At 39.5% G+C, this 19645-nt stretch carries 14 protein-coding genes; 7 read left to right on the top strand and 7 right to left on the bottom strand.

Annotation, left to right across the window (positions count from 1 at the left end):
* Positions 1-18: 18 nt before the first annotated feature.
* The gene (yfbV, locus tag CXF74_RS09460) at positions 19-468 is read left to right on the top strand and encodes a terminus macrodomain insulation protein YfbV (RefSeq protein WP_101082175.1); all 450 of its coding nucleotides are present in this window, start codon (positions 19-21) and stop codon (positions 466-468) included.
* A 109-nt stretch (positions 469-577) separates the two neighbouring features.
* Here yfbV and rlmA read toward each other — a convergent pair whose 3' ends face one another.
* From rlmA to focA, 4 genes are all read right to left on the bottom strand, one after another.
* A complete protein-coding gene (rlmA, locus tag CXF74_RS09455) occupies positions 578-1396 on the bottom strand; it encodes a 23S rRNA (guanine(745)-N(1))-methyltransferase (protein ID WP_101082173.1) in 819 nt (272 codons plus the stop codon).
* A gap of 253 nt (positions 1397-1649) precedes the next feature.
* Positions 1650-2390: a pyruvate formate lyase 1-activating protein gene (gene pflA, locus CXF74_RS09450; RefSeq protein WP_101082171.1), complete on the bottom strand. Its 741-nt coding sequence runs from the start codon at positions 2388-2390 to the stop codon at positions 1650-1652.
* Positions 2391-2810: 420 nt separating this feature from the next.
* Positions 2811-5096, bottom strand: a complete 2286-nt coding sequence (pflB, locus tag CXF74_RS09445) for a formate C-acetyltransferase (RefSeq protein ID WP_101082169.1) — start codon at positions 5094-5096, stop codon at positions 2811-2813.
* Positions 5097-5146: 50 nt separating this feature from the next.
* Positions 5147-6019: a formate transporter FocA gene (gene focA, locus CXF74_RS09440; protein WP_101082167.1), complete on the bottom strand. Its 873-nt coding sequence runs from the start codon at positions 6017-6019 to the stop codon at positions 5147-5149.
* 351 nt (positions 6020-6370) lie between these two features.
* Between focA and CXF74_RS09435 the strand changes: the two genes are divergently transcribed.
* Complete coding sequence (locus CXF74_RS09435) at positions 6371-6871, top strand: glycine cleavage system protein R (protein WP_101082166.1); 501 nt, start codon at positions 6371-6373, stop codon at positions 6869-6871.
* Between the two features lie 415 nt (positions 6872-7286).
* On the opposite strand, the gene CXF74_RS09430 is transcribed toward CXF74_RS09435, so the two are convergent.
* Both CXF74_RS09430 and fldB read right to left on the bottom strand, forming a co-directional pair.
* A complete protein-coding gene (locus tag CXF74_RS09430) occupies positions 7287-8783 on the bottom strand; it encodes a DUF3360 family protein (protein WP_101082164.1) in 1497 nt (498 codons plus the stop codon).
* A gap of 503 nt (positions 8784-9286) precedes the next feature.
* Positions 9287-9805: a flavodoxin FldB gene (gene fldB, locus CXF74_RS09425; protein WP_101082162.1), complete on the bottom strand. Its 519-nt coding sequence runs from the start codon at positions 9803-9805 to the stop codon at positions 9287-9289.
* A 194-nt stretch (positions 9806-9999) separates the two neighbouring features.
* Here fldB and xerD point away from each other — a divergent pair, with 194 nt between their 5' ends.
* The 5 genes from xerD (at position 10000) to CXF74_RS09400 (ending at position 17480) form a co-directional block, all read left to right on the top strand.
* Entirely contained in the window at positions 10000-10911 is a 912-nt protein-coding gene (gene xerD, locus CXF74_RS09420) for a site-specific tyrosine recombinase XerD (RefSeq protein ID WP_442965948.1), read from the top strand.
* A gap of 140 nt (positions 10912-11051) precedes the next feature.
* Complete coding sequence (locus CXF74_RS09415) at positions 11052-13070, top strand: TonB-dependent receptor plug domain-containing protein (protein ID WP_101082159.1); 2019 nt, start codon at positions 11052-11054, stop codon at positions 13068-13070.
* A 114-nt stretch (positions 13071-13184) separates the two neighbouring features.
* A complete protein-coding gene (locus tag CXF74_RS09410; protein WP_101082157.1) occupies positions 13185-14324 on the top strand; it encodes an HmuY family protein in 1140 nt (379 codons plus the stop codon).
* Positions 14325-14430: 106 nt separating this feature from the next.
* Positions 14431-16200 (top strand): ABC transporter ATP-binding protein, encoded by a 1770-nt coding sequence (locus CXF74_RS09405; RefSeq protein ID WP_101082156.1) that lies wholly within the window; start codon positions 14431-14433, stop codon positions 16198-16200.
* Between the two features lie 5 nt (positions 16201-16205).
* Entirely contained in the window at positions 16206-17480 is a 1275-nt protein-coding gene (locus CXF74_RS09400; protein ID WP_232772483.1) for a S41 family peptidase, read from the top strand.
* 117 nt (positions 17481-17597) lie between these two features.
* Here the strand turns inward: CXF74_RS09400 and CXF74_RS09395 are convergent, their stop codons facing one another.
* On the bottom strand, positions 17598-19562 hold the full coding sequence (locus tag CXF74_RS09395; protein ID WP_101082154.1) for a ricin-type beta-trefoil lectin domain protein: 1965 nt from the start codon (positions 19560-19562) through the stop codon (positions 17598-17600).
* Positions 19563-19645: the final 83 nt, after the last annotated feature.

The raw sequence follows: 19645 nt of genomic DNA, 5'->3' as shown, positions 1-19645 counted from the left end.
ACATTTAGGAGGTTATTTTTGAGTATTTTCTTTGATATTGTTAGACAAGGCGATTTTTATCTTAACAATTGGCCTAAGCAAAAAACCTTAAATTGTTTATTCGTTGATAGTAAGGTGGCTTTTTATACGCGCCTATCAATCAAAGTTATTCCTGCTTTTATTATGTTAATCATCAGCTTTAATGTGTTTTTCCCGACAATGTTAGATTGGCCTGCAACCGCAACCTTAGTGCTTTTTTTGATGGGATTACCGGTACAAGGTTTGTATTGGTTAGGAAAACGTTCAACCGCTTTCTTACCTAATAAATTATTACCTTGGTATGCAGCGATAGAGAAAAAATTAAATAACAGTAATACAAGAGATGAGATTATGGTGCAGCGACCACGTTATTTAGACCTAGCATTATTGCTTAAAAACGCCTTTAAACGTGGTGGTGATAATTTCTTACAGAATAATGAATTGATTTAACAAAGCTTCGAGTTATTAGCTACGAGCTTCGAAAGGCGTAGGCTTCGAGTTATTAGTTGAGATCGTTCGAAACGCATGGTTTCGTAGCTAAAAGCTCGTAGCCCGTAGCTCAAAGCTTTTGATATATCTCAATATTAAAATCACATTCAATCTTCCACTTTTCTTCTGCTAACAAAGCCTGCATTTTTTCATCATTAAACTTCCATGCAAACGGTGTCATTTGGATAAGATCTTTTAAGATCTGCGCATCGCTAATATTTAATGGATAGTTAAGGTTTATCTGCTCAACTTTAGTAAAACCAGCGGGTGCTTCATTTTCACTAAGATGCGCATTAACTTGCTCGTAGATTTTTTCACGTAATTCAAAAAGGTGGCGTGGGGCAGGGGTGACGGTAATCAGGTAACCATCTTGCTTAATTAAACGCTGTAACTCACTGTCCAGTGACGGTGCGTAAATGCGAATAAGCGCATCAAGACTGTCGTTTTCAAGCGGTACATCGTAAGCACTGGCAACACAAAAATTTATCGCTTTATAACGCTTGGCGGCATAACGCACTGCGACTTTAGAGATATCTAAGGCGTTAATAATGGTTGATTCAGGCAAATGAGACGCTAAAAAATCAGTGTAATAACCTTCGCCACAGCCTAAATCGAGCAGTGTTGCTTGGTCTTTATCTGCCAGTAATTGTTGTACTAAGGTTGTTAATCTTTCTGCCAGTGGTAAGTAACCGCCACTGTTTAAAAAAGTACGACGTGCCATCATCATCTCTTTATTATCGCCCGGGTTTTTAGAGTTTTTAGCATTCACTGGTAACAGATTAAGGTAACCCTCTTTGGCGATATCAAAATGATGGTTATTTTCACAAATTTGCGTGTTATTGGTTTGTGAAAAAGCGCTTTGGCAAAGTGGGCAGATAAATGGGGACATGAGGACTCTTAAATTGCTTATTAGATATGAATGTAAGGTTAGCATACCTAAGTACGCAGGTATTTAGGAAGTGGGACTTTAGTCCTGCCTATTTTGCATGTGGATAAAAATCCACAACCACGAAGCCACTTCGTTACACAGAGAACACGAAGAATAGACTGATAAGTCTTAGTATTCCTTACCAGCATGTCTTCGTGGTTAATCGCCTTTGAACTTAGGTAGGCATATTTATAATGCGTTTACCCTGAGGTTGTTAATAAAGAACGTGCTCAGTGTATTGCAGAAGGATATTTTTAATCTCTTCCATTGTTGCACGCGGTGGTGGATTAACACCGTCTAATGGGTAAATCTCGCCCATTGCGGTCCACTTGTGCTTGCCTAGTTCGTGATACGGTAACATCTCTACTTTTTCGATGTTTTTCATCGGCTCGATAAATTTACCCAGCGTATGCACATCTTCAATACAGTCGGTATAACCCGGTAACACAACGTAACGTAAATAAACGGGTTGGTTTTGCTCGGCTAAATAGCGTGCAAAATCAAGCGTATACTTGTTACTAACGTGAGTTAAATCGATATGTTTTTTGTTATCCATCTGTTTGATATCAAGCAACACTAAGTCAGCGACATCAAGCACGGCTTTCGTGGTTTCATCAATACGGCGTACAAAACCATTAGTATCAAGACAAGTATGAATACCCTCTAAACGGCAGGCTTCAAACATAGCTTTAACAAATTCAGGTTGTAACATCGCTTCACCGCCGGAGATAGTGATGCCACCACCGGAAGCTTCTATGAAGTGTCGATACTGAAGTAATTCAGTCATTAATTCTTCAACAGTCATATCTTTACCGCCATCAAGATCCCAAGTATCTCGGTTATGGCAGTATTTACAGCGCATTAAACAGCCCTGTAAAAAGATGATAAAACGAATACCAGGGCCATCAACAGTGCCACAGGTTTCAATAGAGTGAACGTGTCCAATTACTGACATTAAAAACCTCAAAAAAATTAATTATTTGTATGGTTTCTTAATAAGAAAACAGAAAAATAATTACTTATATACAGATAAAAAGAAAGGCCTCATCCGTGAAGATGAAACCTTTTTTATTATACCCGTTAGCAACTAATATGCAAAAGCCAGCGAGTGGGAGGGGAGCAGATTCTAGGCAGATAGTTGAAGATCTAACGAGTTAAATCAAAATTATCTAACAACGAAGCTGTTTACCTCCCACTAGCCCTATGGGTCACTAGCTCAGATACTAATACTGTGTTGCAACACTTGATAAGGGCTTGCCATTACCATCATGTTGCGCCTTGTCTTAGTACCCGAGCTAGTGACTGGCTAAAGCGTATTAGTTACTAACGGGTATCTAACAGGCAATGATTAAAGATTGCCTGTTTATCGTATTTATTACAGGTTAGCTGTAAATGTACGTGTAATTACGTCTTGTTTTTGCTCTGGAGTTAGCGCGTTAAAGCGTACTGCATAGCCAGATACACGGATAGTCAACTGAGGGTACTTATCAGGATATTCCATTGCATCTAATAACATTTCACGGTTCATTACGTTTACGTTTAAGTGCTGACCACCTTCAATTTCAGGGGTGTGCTTAAAGTAACCGTCCATTAGACCAGCAAGATTCGATTTTTGTGAATCGTCTGTTTTACCTAATGCGTTTGGTACGATTGAGAATGTGTAAGAAATACCATCCTGTGCGTAAGCAAACGGAAGTTTAGAAACTGATGTTAATGATGCAACCGCACCTTTCTCATCACGTCCGTGCATTGGGTTAGCGCCTGGTGCAAAAGGAGCACCCGAACGACGACCGTCTGGTGTGTTACCTGTTTTCTTACCGTATACAACGTTAGATGTAATAGTAAGGATAGACTGAGTAGCACGTGCGTTACGGTACATTTTACGTGATTGAATTTTCTTCATGAAGCTTTCAACAAGCTCACAAGCGATATCATCAACACGTGAATCGTTATTACCAAATTTAGGGTAATCACCAGAGATATCAAAGTCGATAGCAATGCCGTCTTCATCACGAATAGGTTTAACTGTTCCGTATTTAATTGCCGCTAAAGAATCCGCTGCAATTGAAAGACCCGCAATACCACATGCCATTGTGCGTTCAACATCACGATCGTGTAATGCCATTAACGCAGACTCGTAGCTGTACTTGTCATGCATGTAATGAATACAGTTAAGTGCAGTCACATATTGCTCAGCCAACCAATCCATGAAGTGATCAAGATTTGAGTAAACTTCATCAAAATCTAATACTTCACTTGTGATTGCTGGAATCGTTGTTGGGCCAACTTGTGCTTTAGACTTCTCATCTACGCCGCCGTTGATGGAGTACAATAATGTTTTAGCAAGATTGGCACGCGCACCAAAGAATTGCATTTGTTTACCAACAATCATTGGTGAAACACAACATGCGATAGCATAGTCATCGTTATCGAAATCAGTACGCATCAAGTCATCATTTTCATACTGGATAGAAGACGTATCGATAGATACTTTTGCACAGTATTTTTTGAAGTTGATTGGTAATGCTTCAGACCATAAAACAGTAATGTTTGGCTCTGGAGAAGGACCCATAGTGTATTGAGTATGTAGGAAACGGAAGCTAGATTTAGTCACTAGCGTACGTCCATCAACACCCATACCACCGATAGATTCTGTTGCCCAGATAGGGTCACCAGAGAATAGGTCATCATATTCAGGTGTACGTAGGAAACGAACCATACGTAATTTCATTACCAAGTGATCGATAAGCTCTTGCGCGTCACTTTCTGTGATAGCACCAGATTGTAAATCTTTCTCTAGGTAGATATCTAAGAAAGAAGCAGTACGACCAAATGACATTGCTGCGCCATTTTGAGATTTGATTGCCGCTAGGTAACCAAAGTAAGTCCACTGGATTGCTTCTTTTGCGTTTGTTGCTGGACCTGAGATATCGCTGCCGTATTTAGCCGCCATCTCTTTCATTTGGCCTAAAGCACGGTATTGCTCGAAGATCTCTTCACGCAATTTCATTGTGTCTTCTAATGTGCCACCATCAACAAGATCTTTTTCTAAGCTCTTGTGTTGTGATGCTTTCTCAGCCATTAGGTAATCAATACCGTAAAGAGTTACACGACGGTAATCACCAATGATACGACCACGGCCGTATGCATCTGGTAAACCTGTTAGTACACCAGATTTACGACATTTAAGAATGTCGCCAGTGTAAACATCAAATACACCTTGGTTATGCGTTTTACGGTGATCTGAGTACATTGTGCGGATACCAGCATCAAGCTCTTTACCGTAAACTTTACAAGATCCATCAATCATACGAATACCGCCGTTAGGGATAATCGCACGTTTTAGTGGTTTTTCAGTTTGTAGACCAACAATCGTTTCTAAATCTTTATTGATGTAACCAGCGTCATGCGCTGTGATCGTAGAGATAACGTCTGTATCGAAATCAACAGGTGCATGTGTTGCATTTTCCTGTTTGATACCAACCATTACGTTTTCCCAAAGCTCATCCGTTGCTTTAGTCGCACCAGCTAGGAAACTTTCGTCGCCTTCAAAAGGTGTGTAGTTGTTTTGGATGAAGTCACGAACATTAACTTCAGTTTTCCACGTATCGCCAGCAAAACCGGTCCATGCTGATGCAAAGTTTTCGTTAAGTTTTGTCATAAAGATTTACCTTTATAGTTAGAGATTAAAGAATGATATATAAAAATCGTTTATAAAATTGTTTTCTGTTTCTGCGCCGGACGTAAATAGATCATCCAATGCATTAAGCCTACGATCACGCCACCACCAATAATGTTGCCGATAGTCACGGGAATTAGGTTGTTCACAATAAAGTTGAAACTTGTAATATCTGCAAACTCGCTAGGAGAGTGCCCTATAGCGGCCCAAAACTCGGGTGGCGCATAGTGGTGAATCATAATGCCCGTTGGTACCATAAACATGTTCGCAATACTGTGTTCAAAACCAGATGCCACAAACATAGCGACGGGTAATAAAACAGCGACCATTTTGTCGGTAATCGTACGTGCACCAAATGCCATCCAAATTGCTAAACAAACCATAATGTTACATAAAATGCCAAGGGCAATTGCTTCAGTAAAAGAATGGTGCAATTTATGCTGTGCAACTTGTAATGCGTTAAGACCCCATTGGCCATTATCGGCGTTATAAAGCCCTGCAAAAAATATAAGAAAAACTAAGAATGTTGCACCTACATAGTTACCAAAATAAACAACGGCCCAGTTTTTTAACATACGAGCTGTTGTGATTCGATGGCTCGCTTTAGCGATTAAAGTCAGTGTGCTACTTGTGAAGAGCTCACCGCCAACAACAACGACTAATAAAAGTCCCATGCTAAATGCTAAACCGCCGACTAATTTACTAATACCCCAAGGCATTTCTTGTGTGCCTGTGGTGACGGTAATATAAAATACAAACGCCAAACTAATAAACATACCTGCTGTAATCGCAAGATAAAAAGCAGATAAAAAAGCTTTTGTTGCTTTGCTATAAGCAATATCGTCTGCTTTTTCTGTTAATTGATGCGGTAATAACTCATCAATTTTATTTTCTGCTTCGTTCATTTTTTTTCCTAGTTCTTGGAACAAAATCAGTCTAACAAATGATTCTGCGACAAACTTGATGTAAGTCAAAAACGTGGGTTAAGTTGTAATTTTATTACAGTTTTATCCATTTATTGCATATTTTATCTGATAAATGTTACATATTTAGGTAAAAACAGCTGAAAATGTAGCTAATTTTCTTAATGGTGTGATCTGGAGGCGTGCTTCTGTAGACAAAATAGCGCATTAACAGGCTGTGTGTTAATTATGCTAAATAACCATTTTCTATTAATGGTTTATAATTGCATTAGATGTATAGTAAATAAAGAAGTGATAACAATATGATACATCTATGTTTTGGGGAGTAAGTTTATGAGTGTTCAAATAATGATAACCGTCAGCGGTTCAAACCAAGTTGATTTAATCAAAGTGCTATCCGATAAAACACACGCATTAGGGGGGAAATGGTTAAACAGTAAAATTAGCCATATAGATAACTATGTTGCTGGATTAATAAAAATTGAGCTGGAGGCTGATAATGTTGAAAAACTGCTTACTGCATTTAAAACCATCGATATTAAGATCGAATCGATTGATTTAGGCTCTGTGACCCATGAAAAAGCAACACCGCTTAATTTATGCATTGATGGAAAAGACCGCCCAGGGTTAGTGCGTAATATTACTCAAGTGCTCAGTGATAACAGTATTCAAGTTGATAATATGGAATGTAACCGTTTAGGTGTGCCCGCTATTGGTGGTACGTTATTCACCAGTCATTTTAAAATTGTTGTTGATGAGCAATTTAATAAAAGTGCATTAGTCTCATCGTTACAAGAAATCGCCGATGATCTTATTATTGATTTGAGTGCTTAACAGAAAGGAAGCTGTCAGTTTTTAGCTGTCGGCTATCAGTAAAACCATACGCAGCCACTGAGCTGCGTTTTTTATGGTTGAAAGAAAGCTATCAGATAAAGAAAGCTGTTAGTTATCAGCTAAGGTCAAAAACCAATTCTGAAGCCGTCAGTTATCAGCTGTCAGCTTTCAGTTAGGGTCAAAAACATTGTTCCCATGTCTGCCTAGCTGCACTAGTCGTAGGTGGATAGGATTGATTTTTATTTTGATTTTGGTTTTACTGACGGCTGATAGCTAAAAGCTGACCGCTTTCCTTCCAGATACAAAAAAGGCTATAACGTTTGCACGTTATAGCCTTTTTTTATTAGTCGAACTATGTGGTTATCAGGGGCTTGCCTTTAACTGACAGCCGATAGCTAACCGCTGGTGGCTATTTTTACAGCCAACCTGCCAGACCGTATTGGCTTTCAAACATACCTACCGCAAGCATGGCGATTAAACAGATAACTAATACACCACATGGGATAACGATTTTATCGACAAAAGATAAACGTTTTGCACGTTCTTTATCGCCAATTAAGCCGTTGTTGTCTAAGAACATGGTTAATGCCCAAGCAAGTACTGGGTTAAATACAGCTGCAGAGAAGATACAAATACCCGCAGACTGAGAGTCTTTAGTATTTTTAATCATCTGCATACCCGCTTCAAGTAGTGGTAAGAAAACACCCACTAACAAAGCAATACGCATTACCGGTGGCCAAACTGCAACATCCATTGGGAAACCAAGAATCGCAATAATGATACACAATGAACCTAATAGGATAGAGCCCGCTGGAATTGGACGTTTCGCAATGGCCGCTGGAATCATATAAGTACCCCAAGATGATGTGATATTACCACCACCCACAGCGGTACCGACGATTTGGCGAATAGAACAGGTTGTCATCGTATCATCGACATCCATTAATACTTTTTCTGTATTGCGCGGATAGTTAAGCTCTTGGAAAATACGGTGGCCTAAGAAGTCAGGCGACCACATTGCCACGGCTAAAATAGCGAAGGGTAGTGATGCAATGAAATGCTCAAGATTAGGAAGCCCTAACATCCAACCTTCCGTTGTGCTTCCCCACCAGTAAACAGGGTTTAAGTTTGGTAGACCCATTTCAGTGGTGAAGGTTAAATCGAAACCTGCGCCAAAGGCTAAGGCGATCACTAAACCGGTAATAGAACAGGCTGGAATCGCTAACCAACGCTTGTTGATTTTTGCAAGATAAGCATACAAAACCACATTAACCGCTAATACGATTAAACCAATGTGGCCCATATCAATGCTTTTTGCCCAATCTTGAATTTGCCCAATCTGACTAAATGCCCCTGTGAAACCAAGGAAGACTAATAAACCGCCAGCAACCCCTTCGCTGGTTAAGTTAACCAGTTTTGAGCCACCTTTAAAGTAACTGAGTAAAAGACCAAAGATGCCCAATAAAATAGCTAATGCTAATGGATGTGCACCTGCTAATGCAATTGCGCCGATTAATGGAATCATCGGGCCGTGGTTACCAGCAAGGTTAGCGCGCGGGTTTAAAAATCCAGAGGCGATAATACAAAATAGAAAGGCTGGAATTAACATCTCTACACGTGCCACTTCAATGGCAAACTCTTTGCCTAGTGTTACGTGTGGCCAAGCTTGTGTTAAGCCGTCTGCCCAAGACATCATTACCGCTGAATACATTGCGATAATACCGATAGTGCCGGCGATTGCAGGTACAAGATCTTCCCATTCAAAATTGAAATCACGACCGGGTAAATTAAGCGCCCAACGACGTGGTTTCATGATTTGTAGCTCATGATCTAGGTAATCAGAACGTGTTTCAAATTCACTGGCTGGTTTATGCAGTTCGCGATAACTCTTAGTTTGTTTATCATCCGACATAATTCGGGGTACTCCCTTACGGTTATGAGGTTTAAAATTAAATAATGTTCATGGATGATTTTTATCATTCATGACAACTATCAAAACTAATACCAAAACTAATACCAAAGCTAATATCAAAGCAATAATAACGACCGTTAGTTTAAGATGGCTAGCTTAACTAAAGTGTTAAATTCACGGTTGATCTGGATCAGAATAGTAACGATGCTGTAATTAAATAACTAAAAAGTCAGACTATAAATGTGATCGCGGGGATGAAAAAGAGGGCTTAATTGCGTGAAATGGTCAAATATCGTACGCCTAAGTTAAAATTTAAGCGTTTACTTATTGCCACTGTTATAAATTAACGGAAATGATCAAGATTAGATCTGAATAGGATCTTATTTTTTTATCTTCCATCATCAAGATGAGTAGGGCGCTTTTATGCAGAGTGTTTAGACGTTCGAAGTGTTGTGCTAAACCTATGACGTTAATACTTATTTTATTGCCATAGGTTATGAGGTTTACAGCTGCGCTTGTATCTCTTCTAATATTTGCAAACACCATTGGTCAATACGCTCATCACTGAGTTCGTATTGTGTGTCTTCATCAATAGCGAGACCTAAGAAGTGTTTTTTGTCAGGCGTTAGCGCTTTTGAATCGGTGAATTGGTAACCTTCAATGGGCCATTGACCGATAAAACGAGGCGACTGTGGCTGTATTTCATCGTGCAACATACCAATGGCATCGACGAACCATTCGCCATAACCATCTTGGTCGCCTAAACCAAACAGGGCAACAATTTTACCTGTGACCGATAATTCAGCGACTTCATCCCAGAGCTTGCCCCAATCTTCCTGAAGCTCACCAAAATCCCAGGTAGAGATACCCAAAATAAGGATATCGTAATCGTTTACCTTACTTAGGCCTTCTTCTTTGATATTGAATAACTCGACAAGTTCTTCACCAATACAGGCTTGAATTTTTTCTGCCACAATCTCTGTGTAACAAGTACTTGAGCCATAAAATAAACCAATTTTCATAATAACTACTCAGTCGTTGCATTGAAGCTTATTTTTCGTTGAATAATGCTTATTTAAACGACTAAACTGCGATTTTTTGCCTCAAATTAAACATAAATAGCTTAGCCTGAGTCGTTGCGGTTATAGTGAGTTAAAACAGCTCTTATCTTGAAGAGCCTAACAATTATTTTGTCGAAAATAAGTCTTAATAAAAAATGAGTAGCAGTGTAATGGAAGCATTAACGATTGACCAATTTTTAGATTCATTATGGTTAGAGCGAGGGTTATCGCAAAACACGCTTTCCTCGTATCGCTTCGACCTTTGTTTAGTTGAAAAATTCTTAACGGAACGTAACACAGTGTTAGCGGAAGCCAGTTATCTTGATTTAAGCGACTATTTTAGTTTTCGTTTAAGCTGCGATATAGAGTATAAAAATAGCTCCACGGCACGCCTGATGAGTGCATTACGCCGTTATTACCAATTTTTGTGCCGTGAAAAACTGCGTGAAGATGACCCTAGTGCAAAATTGCAAAGCCCAAAAACCATCAAACCTTTACCTAAATCATTATCTGAATCAGAAGTGGATGCCTTGTTATCCAGCCCTGATATCACCGACCCCGTGCAATTTCGTGATAAAGCCATGTTAGAGCTGTTATATGCAACGGGTTTACGTGTTTCGGAGTTAACTGGCCTTTCGATAGAAGAAATAAACTTGCTGCAAGGTGTGGTGCGTGTGACCGGTAAAGGTAATAAAACACGACTCGTGCCAATGGGGGAGGAAGCAAACTATTGGGTGGATCGTTATATCAATGAAGTGCGTGCTGAATTACTCAAAGGGCAAAGCAGTGATGTGCTTTTCCCGAGCCGCCGTGGCACTGAAATGGTTAGACAAACCTTTTGGCATCGTATCAAATTTTATGCGCAGATCTGCGCGATCGATAAAGATCTTATCTCCCCACATGTTCTACGCCATGCTTTTGCAACACACCTACTTAACTACGGTGCAGACCTACGTGTCGTGCAGATGTTACTGGGGCACAGCGATCTTTCTACAACACAAATATACACCCATATCGCCCAAGACCGCTTAAAATCGTTACATGCGGAACATCACCCAAGATCATAAATACAGATCTTTTTTGAATGATCTTGAACGCTTAAATTAACCGCCATAAAACATAACGCCGGCTTTGTTATATTTTTGTTGCAAGTGATAATCATTTTCATTATCATTGTTGCGAATTTCAATATTCGTAGGTTTAGGTTATGGCTGGTTTACATTTTTTTAAAAAACATCCCGTTCAACTGTTATTAGTTGCGACTATTTCTGCTTGCAGTTTTCCCCTTTTTGCCGCCAGTGAAACCCCTGAAACGCTGGTGGTTACTGGCACAAAAACAGAGCGTCTGCTTGCCGATAGCCCTGTGCGTATTGAAGTGGTTACTGAGCAAGACATAGCAACGAGCCATGCACGCGATCTTGCCGAAGCTTTAAAAAATGTCCCGGGCATTGTACTCAAACCTATCCACGGTAAAAGTGGACAAGAGGTTTGGATGCAAGGGCTTGATGCCGATAGAGTATTGATTTTGGTGGATAGTAAACCTGTCTCTGCCTCTACAGGCTCAAGTGTTGATGTCACTCAAATTTCAGTTGCAGATGTTACCCATATTGAGATTGTAAAAGGCGCGACATCGGCTTTATACGGGAGTGAAGCCATGGGCGGGGTGATTAATGTGATTACCAAGCGCGCTAAACTCGGAACGACTTATAAGGTGACGTTAGATTCTGGTAGTTATGGTGAGCAGAACGTATCTGACGGACCCTTTAATGATAATCACGCCAATTTCTTTGTCAGCCACAATAGTGGCAGTTGGTTTGGCCAGTTAATGACTGATGTGCGTTATAAACAAGGCACTGACCTTGATGATACTACCTGGGATTTTGAAGGTGCCGCTGGCACTAAAACGAATGTTGCCGCTAAGCTTGGTTACCAGTTTTCAAATGGTGCAGAAGTGATGATTGCACCCAGCTATTATTATGAAGATATTAATAAAAACTTTAGATCTTTTTCGCCTGGTGTTGGTGAGGTTAAAAAAGAGAAACGTGAAGAAGTTAAACGCAAAAATATTAGCATTAGTTTTGACTCGCCAGTATTCGAAGATAGCGAGCTTTCTGCCTGGTATATGTTTGAGAGTTTTACCGATAATACCGAGCAAGATACCTTAAGCACTGACTATATTGATCAAAGCCGTCTAGGTGAAAGTACCTTTAATAAAGGTGAGGTGCAGTTGGACCATGCCCTTGGAGAGTATCAAATACTGACGGTGGGTATCGTTGCATTGAAAAGTACGTTAGCGCAAACAAAAGATGAATCAACACCTATTAACGTCGTACCTATTGATGAACTACAGGGTGAAAAACAGCGCACTAGCATTGAGCTTTATGCACAGGACGATATTTTTATTGGTGATCAGTTAGAAATATTACCAGGAATCCGCTACCAGAATGACAGTGACTTTGGCTCATACCTCGCCCCTAAAATAAACCTAATGTACGACCCCAATTGGTTAGATAAACAAGTTAAATTCCGAATTGGCGCAGGTAGTGGTTACCGTGCTCCGACCTTGAAAGAGCGTCATTATATTTTCGACCATAGCGCGTTAGGTTATATGGTGCTTGGTAATGAAGACCTCGTCCCTGAAACCTCGACTAGCCTGCAATTTGGTGCAGATTACAGCCCTGGTGGAAGCTTTCATGCTGATGTTAACTTCTACTATAACGACATTAAAAACTTAATTAGCACTGAGCTTAATCAGCAACAATCCGATGCCACGAACCTTAGCATTTACGAATATAGCAATATAGGTGAAGCACGTACTAAAGGGGTTGATATCACCTCTGCTTATGACTTTACTGAATTTTTATCATCCAATATCTCTTATACCTATTTAGATGCGATTAACCTAGAGCTTAATAAACAGTTAACGCAGCGCCCTAAACATCAAGCCAAAATTAACGTGAGTTATAAAGTCTTACCGCTAAAGAGCTTGTTTTCGCTATACGGAAGTTATCAAAGTGAACAGTTTGTTGATGATGAAAACCTCATCTCATCACCTGCTTATAGCACCTTTGATTTTAAGGTGAATACCGATGTTACCAATAACTTCACGCTCTTTATGGGTGTCGATAATTTCTTAGGCGTAACCCGTGATGTCCCGCTAACTGGCCATGATTTCCGACCTGAAAATGGACGCTTTATCTACCTTGGTGTGCGTTTCAGCGGTTAGTCTTCTCATTTTTAGAACAAGCACTTTTAAACTAAGAAATTATAAAGCAGTCACTTATAAAACAGACACTTATAAAAAAAGCACTTTTTAATTATTACAATATATGGAGAGACTATGAAACTTTTAACCTCAAAAAAATTACTGGCAGTGATCATTTCATCAACACTATTAAGTGCTTGTGGAGGATCATCGGGTAGTGATACTACACCTGATGTTCCTGCTACTGTCGCACCTAAATACAGCGTGGCGAGTCTTGATGCGACCGATGGTAGCCAAGCTGCGCGTTTAGATTTAGTGTCTGGTAGCACTGTAACAGATACTACTTGGCAAATTGCCTACCAAAAATTTGTTGGTTTTAAGTTAAATGGGGGTATTTCAGCAGATGGCAAAGTAAGTGGCTGTGCCGCACATGAATATGCAGACTTGTTTGATGCCGATGGCAACCCAGTTGTTGATAAGTTTAAAGCATTAACAGCAGACTCCACTGCCAGTGAATTTGATAAAGTTGATGCAAATGCTTGTACAGATTTTACATTCGATGCACTTAAAACGTCGATTGTAACAAAAGACTGGCTAACAGTGACAGCCGCTCCTCAAGCTGCGCCAGTATATAGTGTAAACGTCGATAATGGTTGGATTGTTCGTTCTGCAGATGGTGATGACTATTCACGGGTTAAAGTGAAAACGGTTGAAGTGGCACATGGCGCGACATCAATATATAAAGTTGTGTTAACAAGTGAGTTATGGACTGGCTCTGTGTTTACTGCTGCAGTTGATTCTCTTGAATTAGATTTTAGTAGTACGCGTGTTTTTTGGGATCTTGAAACGAATACATTAGTAACAGAGTCTGATGATTGGGATCTTAGTCTAATGGTTAACGGCAGAGACTTCCCAATGCAAGTTAATGGCGGGGCGTCAGCATCTGCTTCTAGTCCAGGTAAAGGTGGTGCGGGCGCTGTGATGGCTGCTGGTGGTGTGGATGCAGTGACAGATCCTACTGATACAACACAAGTTTATAAATACTTTGCAGATTCAGCATCGGGTGTATTAAGCGCGCCGGGTAACTACGGACCCCTTCAATATGCGGTCGATGGTGGACATGCTATGTGGCCAACGTTCACCACTTACCTGATTAAAGACGAAGCTGACAGTGGAACACGTTTATTTAAAGTTCAAGTCTTAAGTAATCAGGGTGAAAGTGGCGATCTCGCTAGTGCCAATTTAGTCTTCCGTTACCAAGAGCTCACAGAGTAGTTTACTAAAAGTGAATAGATACTAGTTAGTTACAATACAATTAGGTTTACAATGAACCGCGCAGATAACTTTTATCTGCGCGGTTTTTAGGTTTTAAGGGTTAAGCATGAAAAGTATAAATTGGGCTTGGTTAGTTAGCGAAGCTAAAAAAGACAAAAAACGATTAGTTCTCGCTAATATTATCGCCATTGCCGCTACATTGGTGAGCGTGCCAATTCCATTATTAATGCCATTAATGGTCGATGAAGTGCTTTTAAACCAGCCTGCAATGGGCATCGATTTTATGAATCAATGGTTGCCACTGGCTTGGCAACAACCCGCCTTTTATATTGTCACTATCTTTGCTTGTGTGGTGTTGATGCGTATCAGCTCACTATTTTTAAGTGTCTGGCAGAGCCGTCAATTTATTCTTATTTCTAAACGTATTACCTGCCAAATTCGCCATGTATTATTGGAAAAACTAGGCCGTATTAGCATTGCAGAATACGAGTTACGTGGCACAGGTGGCATTAACGCGCACATTATTACCGACGTTGAAACCATTGATAAATTTATTGGTGGCACCGTCAGTCGTTTCTTAGTCAGTCTATTAACCATTATTGGTACGGCGGTTATTTTACTGTGGATTGATTGGCGCTTAGGGTTGTTTATTCTACTATTAAATCCGGTTATTGCCATGCTTTCAAGAATGCTCGGTAGCCGTGTACAGCGCCTTAAAAAGAAAGAAAACCAAGCTTTTGAATCTTTTCAAAATCGTCTAATTGAAACGCTGGACATGATTTACCAGCTACGCGCAGGGCATCGAGAAAAAAGCTTTTTAGACAAACTTAAAAATGACTGTGATGATATTAAAGTCAGCGCGGATAAATACGCATGGCAATCAGAAGCTGCCAATCGACTTTCATTTTTACTGTTTTTAGTGGGCTTTGAGCTGTTTCGCGCGGTTGCTATGTTATTAGTTTTGTTTAGTGATTTAAGTATTGGACAAATGTTTGCCGTATTTGGTTACCTGTGGTTTATGTTATCACCGGTGCAAGAGCTACTGAGCATCCAGTTTTCTTGGTATAGCGCATCGGCGGCAATCAAACGTATTAATACTTTATTGGCGGTGGATGAAGAGCAAAAACATATCAGTAAAATTGACCCTTTTAAAGATAAAAGCACGATTTCGGTTGAGATTAAAAATGTAAACTTTGCTTATTCGGGTAAAGATCATGTCTTAAAAGATCTCTGTTTAACCCTGCCTGCGGGTAAAAAAGTCGCCTTAGTTGGCGCAAGTGGCGGTGGTAAATCGACATTAATACAGCTGTTATTGGGCTTATATCCTATTAGTAGTGGGGACATTTTATTTAATGGTGTGAGTCATAAAGAGATTGGATTAGATCTCATTCGAACCAATATTTCAGTGGTGCTACAACAACCTATTTTGTTTAACGGGAGCTTACGAGAAAACTTGTCATTGGGTGCCACTTACACTGATGAACTGTTATGGAATGCATTAGAGATTGCCCAGTTAGCGGATGTAAAAGTCCAGTTAAATGAAGGTTTAGACACACAATTAGGACGACATGGTGTACGCCTTTCTGGTGGACAACGACAACGTGTTGCTATCGCCCGTATGGTATTAAGCAATCCTAAATTGGTCATTTTAGATGAAGCAACTTCGGCGCTTGATACGAGCACTGAGCGCAAACTGCATACCGCGATGCAAACCTTCTTAGCGGGCAGAACCACTTTAATTGTGGCGCATCGTCTTTCAGCGGTAAAGCAAGCAGATATCATTTATGTATTAGAAGATGGTTGTTTAGCGCAATCGGGTAACCACAGTGATCTAGTCAAACAAGAGGGGTTATATCAAACCCTTTATGGTGGCTGATTAATTTGCCATCCATAGTGAAACAAAGAGGTCTGGATACAGATCTCTATAAAAAAGAGCAGTTGCTGGCCGACTTTGATCAATTAGTCACTGCCTTCAAAACTCAGCATCCAAAAACATTTACTAACCTTTGTGAGTTTGAACGTGTTTGTTTACTGCAACGAGATAAAGTGGCAGAGATGAGCGAATATGATTTCTTTAAAATCATTGCACCAGTGGTTGGAAAAATGCACTGTGGGCATACTTATATTCTCTATTCATCAGAGCAAGAGGCGAACTCTGCGCGCAATGGCAATGTGTTACCACTTAATGTCAAAGTTGTCGATCAGGCAGTCTATGTCATGAATAGTTTGCCTAGCTTAAATCTTCAAAAAGGATCCAGGATTCATTGCATTAATGGTCAAAAAATTACTGATATTATTGAACAAATAGTTAATACATCCACCAGTGACGGTACTAATAAAATTGCTAAGCAAGCGAAGTTAAATTCTGAATGTGGATCTTATTCATTACATTCAGGATCTTTTAAAATTGCTTATTATGTTTTTATTGCTTCCCCTGAAGAGTTTAATGTGACTTATTCAAACCCTTATAGCGAGCAGTTGTTTGAAACGGTTATCGCACCTGAGGCATATGTTCCTTTAGCCTTTAATCAACAACCACTCTCATTTAATTTTCAAAAGAATCATGCAATTTTAACTATTCCCAATTTTTATACTTATCAGCAAGCCCAATTTAAAGTGTTTAGTGACGAGCTTAGTTTCTTTTTTGATGAGTTAAAAAAGAAAGGTATCGAGAATCTTATCTTGGATGTTCGTGGTAATGGTGGAGGAGATCCTAATGCAGGAAAGCTATTATTAACCTATCTGCTTCTTTCTCCATTTCAGTATTTTAACCATGATGTAACCGGAACTTATTCGCCATTAACGCAGCAAAGTCAGATAAATAAAAATGCCTTTAATGGAAAATTAGTTATTTTGATTGATGGCTTAGGGTTTTCTACCACGGGGCATCTGTTATCGCATCTTGTTGATCAAAACCGTGGCACTTTAATCGGGCAAGAATCAGGAGGTGGTTATATCTGTAACGATCGCTCAAAAATAACTCGTTTAAGTAATACTGATATTGGTATTAATCTACCACGTTTTGGTTTTTCTACGCCAGTAAAAAGGCAAACTAAAGGGCGAGGCATTATTCCTGATATCTGTCTTAAATATAAAATTGAAGATTATTTACAGCATCGCGACCTAGAAATGCAAGCTGCGTTATACCAATTATAAAATATATGAATGTGAGTAAAAATAGAGGGTTTATAGCAAACCCTCTATGGTGGTTAATTATTTGTCGTTGGTAGGCGTTTTTTAATAAAAGCACTACGTTTAAATTACTTTAGCTGATCACTCTACAGGTAAAACATTCTCGCCTTGAGTTACTTTAATCACTGCGCCTGTTTTGTCGGCTGAAATGACTGCAATCGTATAACCAGATAACGCATCATATAAAGAATGACCTGGCATCAGTGGTGCATCATCGGTATTTCCTGGGCTATCTGGTGTCGCATCAACTAAGTAATTAGTAATTGTATTATTTGATGTTTTTGTCACCCTGACGATAACACCATTAATAAAAGGGCTATCCTCTGGCCAAGCATCAAACCCTTGTTGAGAACGTCTAAATTCAAGGGTTAGTTCAGAACCATCATGGCGTTTTATTCTATAACTCTGACTACCTGTTTCATCGTCTTTCCATAAAGGAGTTAGCTTGTAAGTCCCTATCTCTTTTATAAAGGGAACTTCCATAAAGTCAGACCAACCTGAAAATGTTTGGTAATTGATAGGGAATATTTTTTTACCTCCACCGCCCATTGTATCTGTCGGATCAGCGCCACCACCAATAGTACAAAAACCATTAAGTTGAACGATGTCATTCTTCATCAAGCAGTTAAGTACTGTTTTAGAGTGCTCGTAACCTAAGTTATGGCCAAATTCGTGAGACCACATCCAGACTTTATGACCCGATGCATTACTCAGTATCCAATTGCCTGGTTTTGATGCTAATCCGGCCCATGTACATGATTTGGTGTTTGATATATCAACAAATAGATAATCAAAGTCATTAGGCTCAACACCTGCTTTTCTGGCTGCATTACGCGCTTTAGTTCGCATTTCTTCTGACTGAGCTTTGCCACAAGAAGTGGGTTGAACGCCTAAATTAATGCCACTCAAAAAAGTACCAGTGATGCTTAATTTTCCTTTAGATGCAATTTTTAAGTAATGCTTTAAAGAAGCATAGTCGTCTCCATCTCCAAAAACTGCTTTCTTTATAGGCGCGGGGGATGCTGGGGTAAAACCATTGAAATGTGTTGCCATGAGTAATACGGTTTTATTGCCTAACACTGGAATTGATGTTTCAGGCAGTATGCCAGTGTAATGCCATTGCGCTTCATTATTAGCAGATTTAGACATATGAACACTATTGTTACCGGCATTAAAATTAAGCGTTTCATTATGTTTAAGATCGTTATTAAATTTATTTTGTAGCTCTAAGCTACCACCTGCTTTAGTCGCGACAAACCAAATTCGTTGCGAAGTAAATCCGCTACCACTGCAAGCACCATAATTAACCTTTCGACCGTTATCTGACTTCAGACATTTTGTTTTTTGGGATTGATTACGAATATAACCATTATTAGAAAAGTGCCAATTCTGTTTCGAATCTCCGTTACAGGGTAAAAAAGTGACATCAATTCCATTTGTTGAAAGGCTTAAGCAGGTGTTTTGTTCCGATGCTGAATTTGTTAATGTTTGGTAAAGTGGCTTTGATAATGACCATTTACTTTGTTGCGCTGTATTAGGGATAGACATAGTGACAGTCTGACTGGAAAGATCTGCACTTAATGTATTATTAGGTGCTAATTCGCTAGCGTATTTATTTTTTATGCTTATGCTGCCGTCAACGTTACGGTTAATAAACCAAGCCTGTTTGCTGTTAATCGCATTATCGTCGCATACACCATATTTTACAGTGCTTTCTGTATTCGTTGAATCCAGTGTTGTTAAGCACTTTGAAGTATCAGATAAGTTCCGAATAGTTCCATTTTCTGAAAAGTACCACTTTTGACTTTCAGAATCTGCACATCGTATAAAGGAGAGATCCTCGCCATTATTATTTACATTGAAGCAAAAATTGTTGCCCATTTTTTTGTTTCTAATCTTTACGATATTGAGGTCTATTTCTGATGTGGCCTGGCTAGCCGTATTATCATTAACAATCGCTTTTTCTGTAGACATTAGGTTACCAGAAAATGCTAAGCCACTGATGCTGAAGAGTACTCTCTGTACTGTTTTATTGATTGCTTTCATTATTTATCCTTAATAATGTTGTTAATTAATGGTGTTTATTTTTACTTTGTATGAGGTTGGTTATGATGCTATCAGTCACTTTT

Origin of the sequence: Psychromonas sp. Urea-02u-13 (assembly GCF_002835995.1) — a bacterium.
Lineage (GTDB): Bacteria > Pseudomonadota > Gammaproteobacteria > Enterobacterales > Psychromonadaceae > Psychromonas.
The sequence above is the reverse complement of the archived record's forward strand: the minus strand, read 5'-3'. Positions and strand labels throughout refer to the sequence as shown.

Bases quoted from the DNA above. Each gene is read 5' to 3' on its own strand.
- rlmA (WP_101082173.1), bottom strand. From the start codon at position 1,396: ATGTCCCCATTTATCTGCCCACTTTGCCAAAGCGCTTTTTCACAAACC.
- pflA (WP_101082171.1), bottom strand. From the start codon at position 2,390: ATGTCAGTAATTGGACACGTTCACTCTATTGAAACCTGTGGCACTGTT.
- pflB (WP_101082169.1), bottom strand. From the start codon at position 5,096: ATGACAAAACTTAACGAAAACTTTGCATCAGCATGGACCGGTTTTGCT.
- focA (WP_101082167.1), bottom strand. From the start codon at position 6,019: ATGAACGAAGCAGAAAATAAAATTGATGAGTTATTACCGCATCAATTA.
- CXF74_RS09435 (WP_101082166.1), top strand. From the start codon at position 6,371: ATGAGTGTTCAAATAATGATAACCGTCAGCGGTTCAAACCAAGTTGAT.
- CXF74_RS09430 (WP_101082164.1), bottom strand. From the start codon at position 8,783: ATGTCGGATGATAAACAAACTAAGAGTTATCGCGAACTGCATAAACCA.
- fldB (WP_101082162.1), bottom strand. From the start codon at position 9,805: ATGAAAATTGGTTTATTTTATGGCTCAAGTACTTGTTACACAGAGATT.
- xerD (WP_442965948.1), top strand. From the start codon at position 10,000: ATGAGTAGCAGTGTAATGGAAGCATTAACGATTGACCAATTTTTAGAT.
- CXF74_RS09415 (WP_101082159.1), top strand. From the start codon at position 11,052: ATGGCTGGTTTACATTTTTTTAAAAAACATCCCGTTCAACTGTTATTA.
- CXF74_RS09410 (WP_101082157.1), top strand. From the start codon at position 13,185: ATGAAACTTTTAACCTCAAAAAAATTACTGGCAGTGATCATTTCATCA.
- CXF74_RS09405 (WP_101082156.1), top strand. From the start codon at position 14,431: ATGAAAAGTATAAATTGGGCTTGGTTAGTTAGCGAAGCTAAAAAAGAC.
- CXF74_RS09395 (WP_101082154.1), bottom strand. From the start codon at position 19,562: ATGAAAGCAATCAATAAAACAGTACAGAGAGTACTCTTCAGCATCAGT.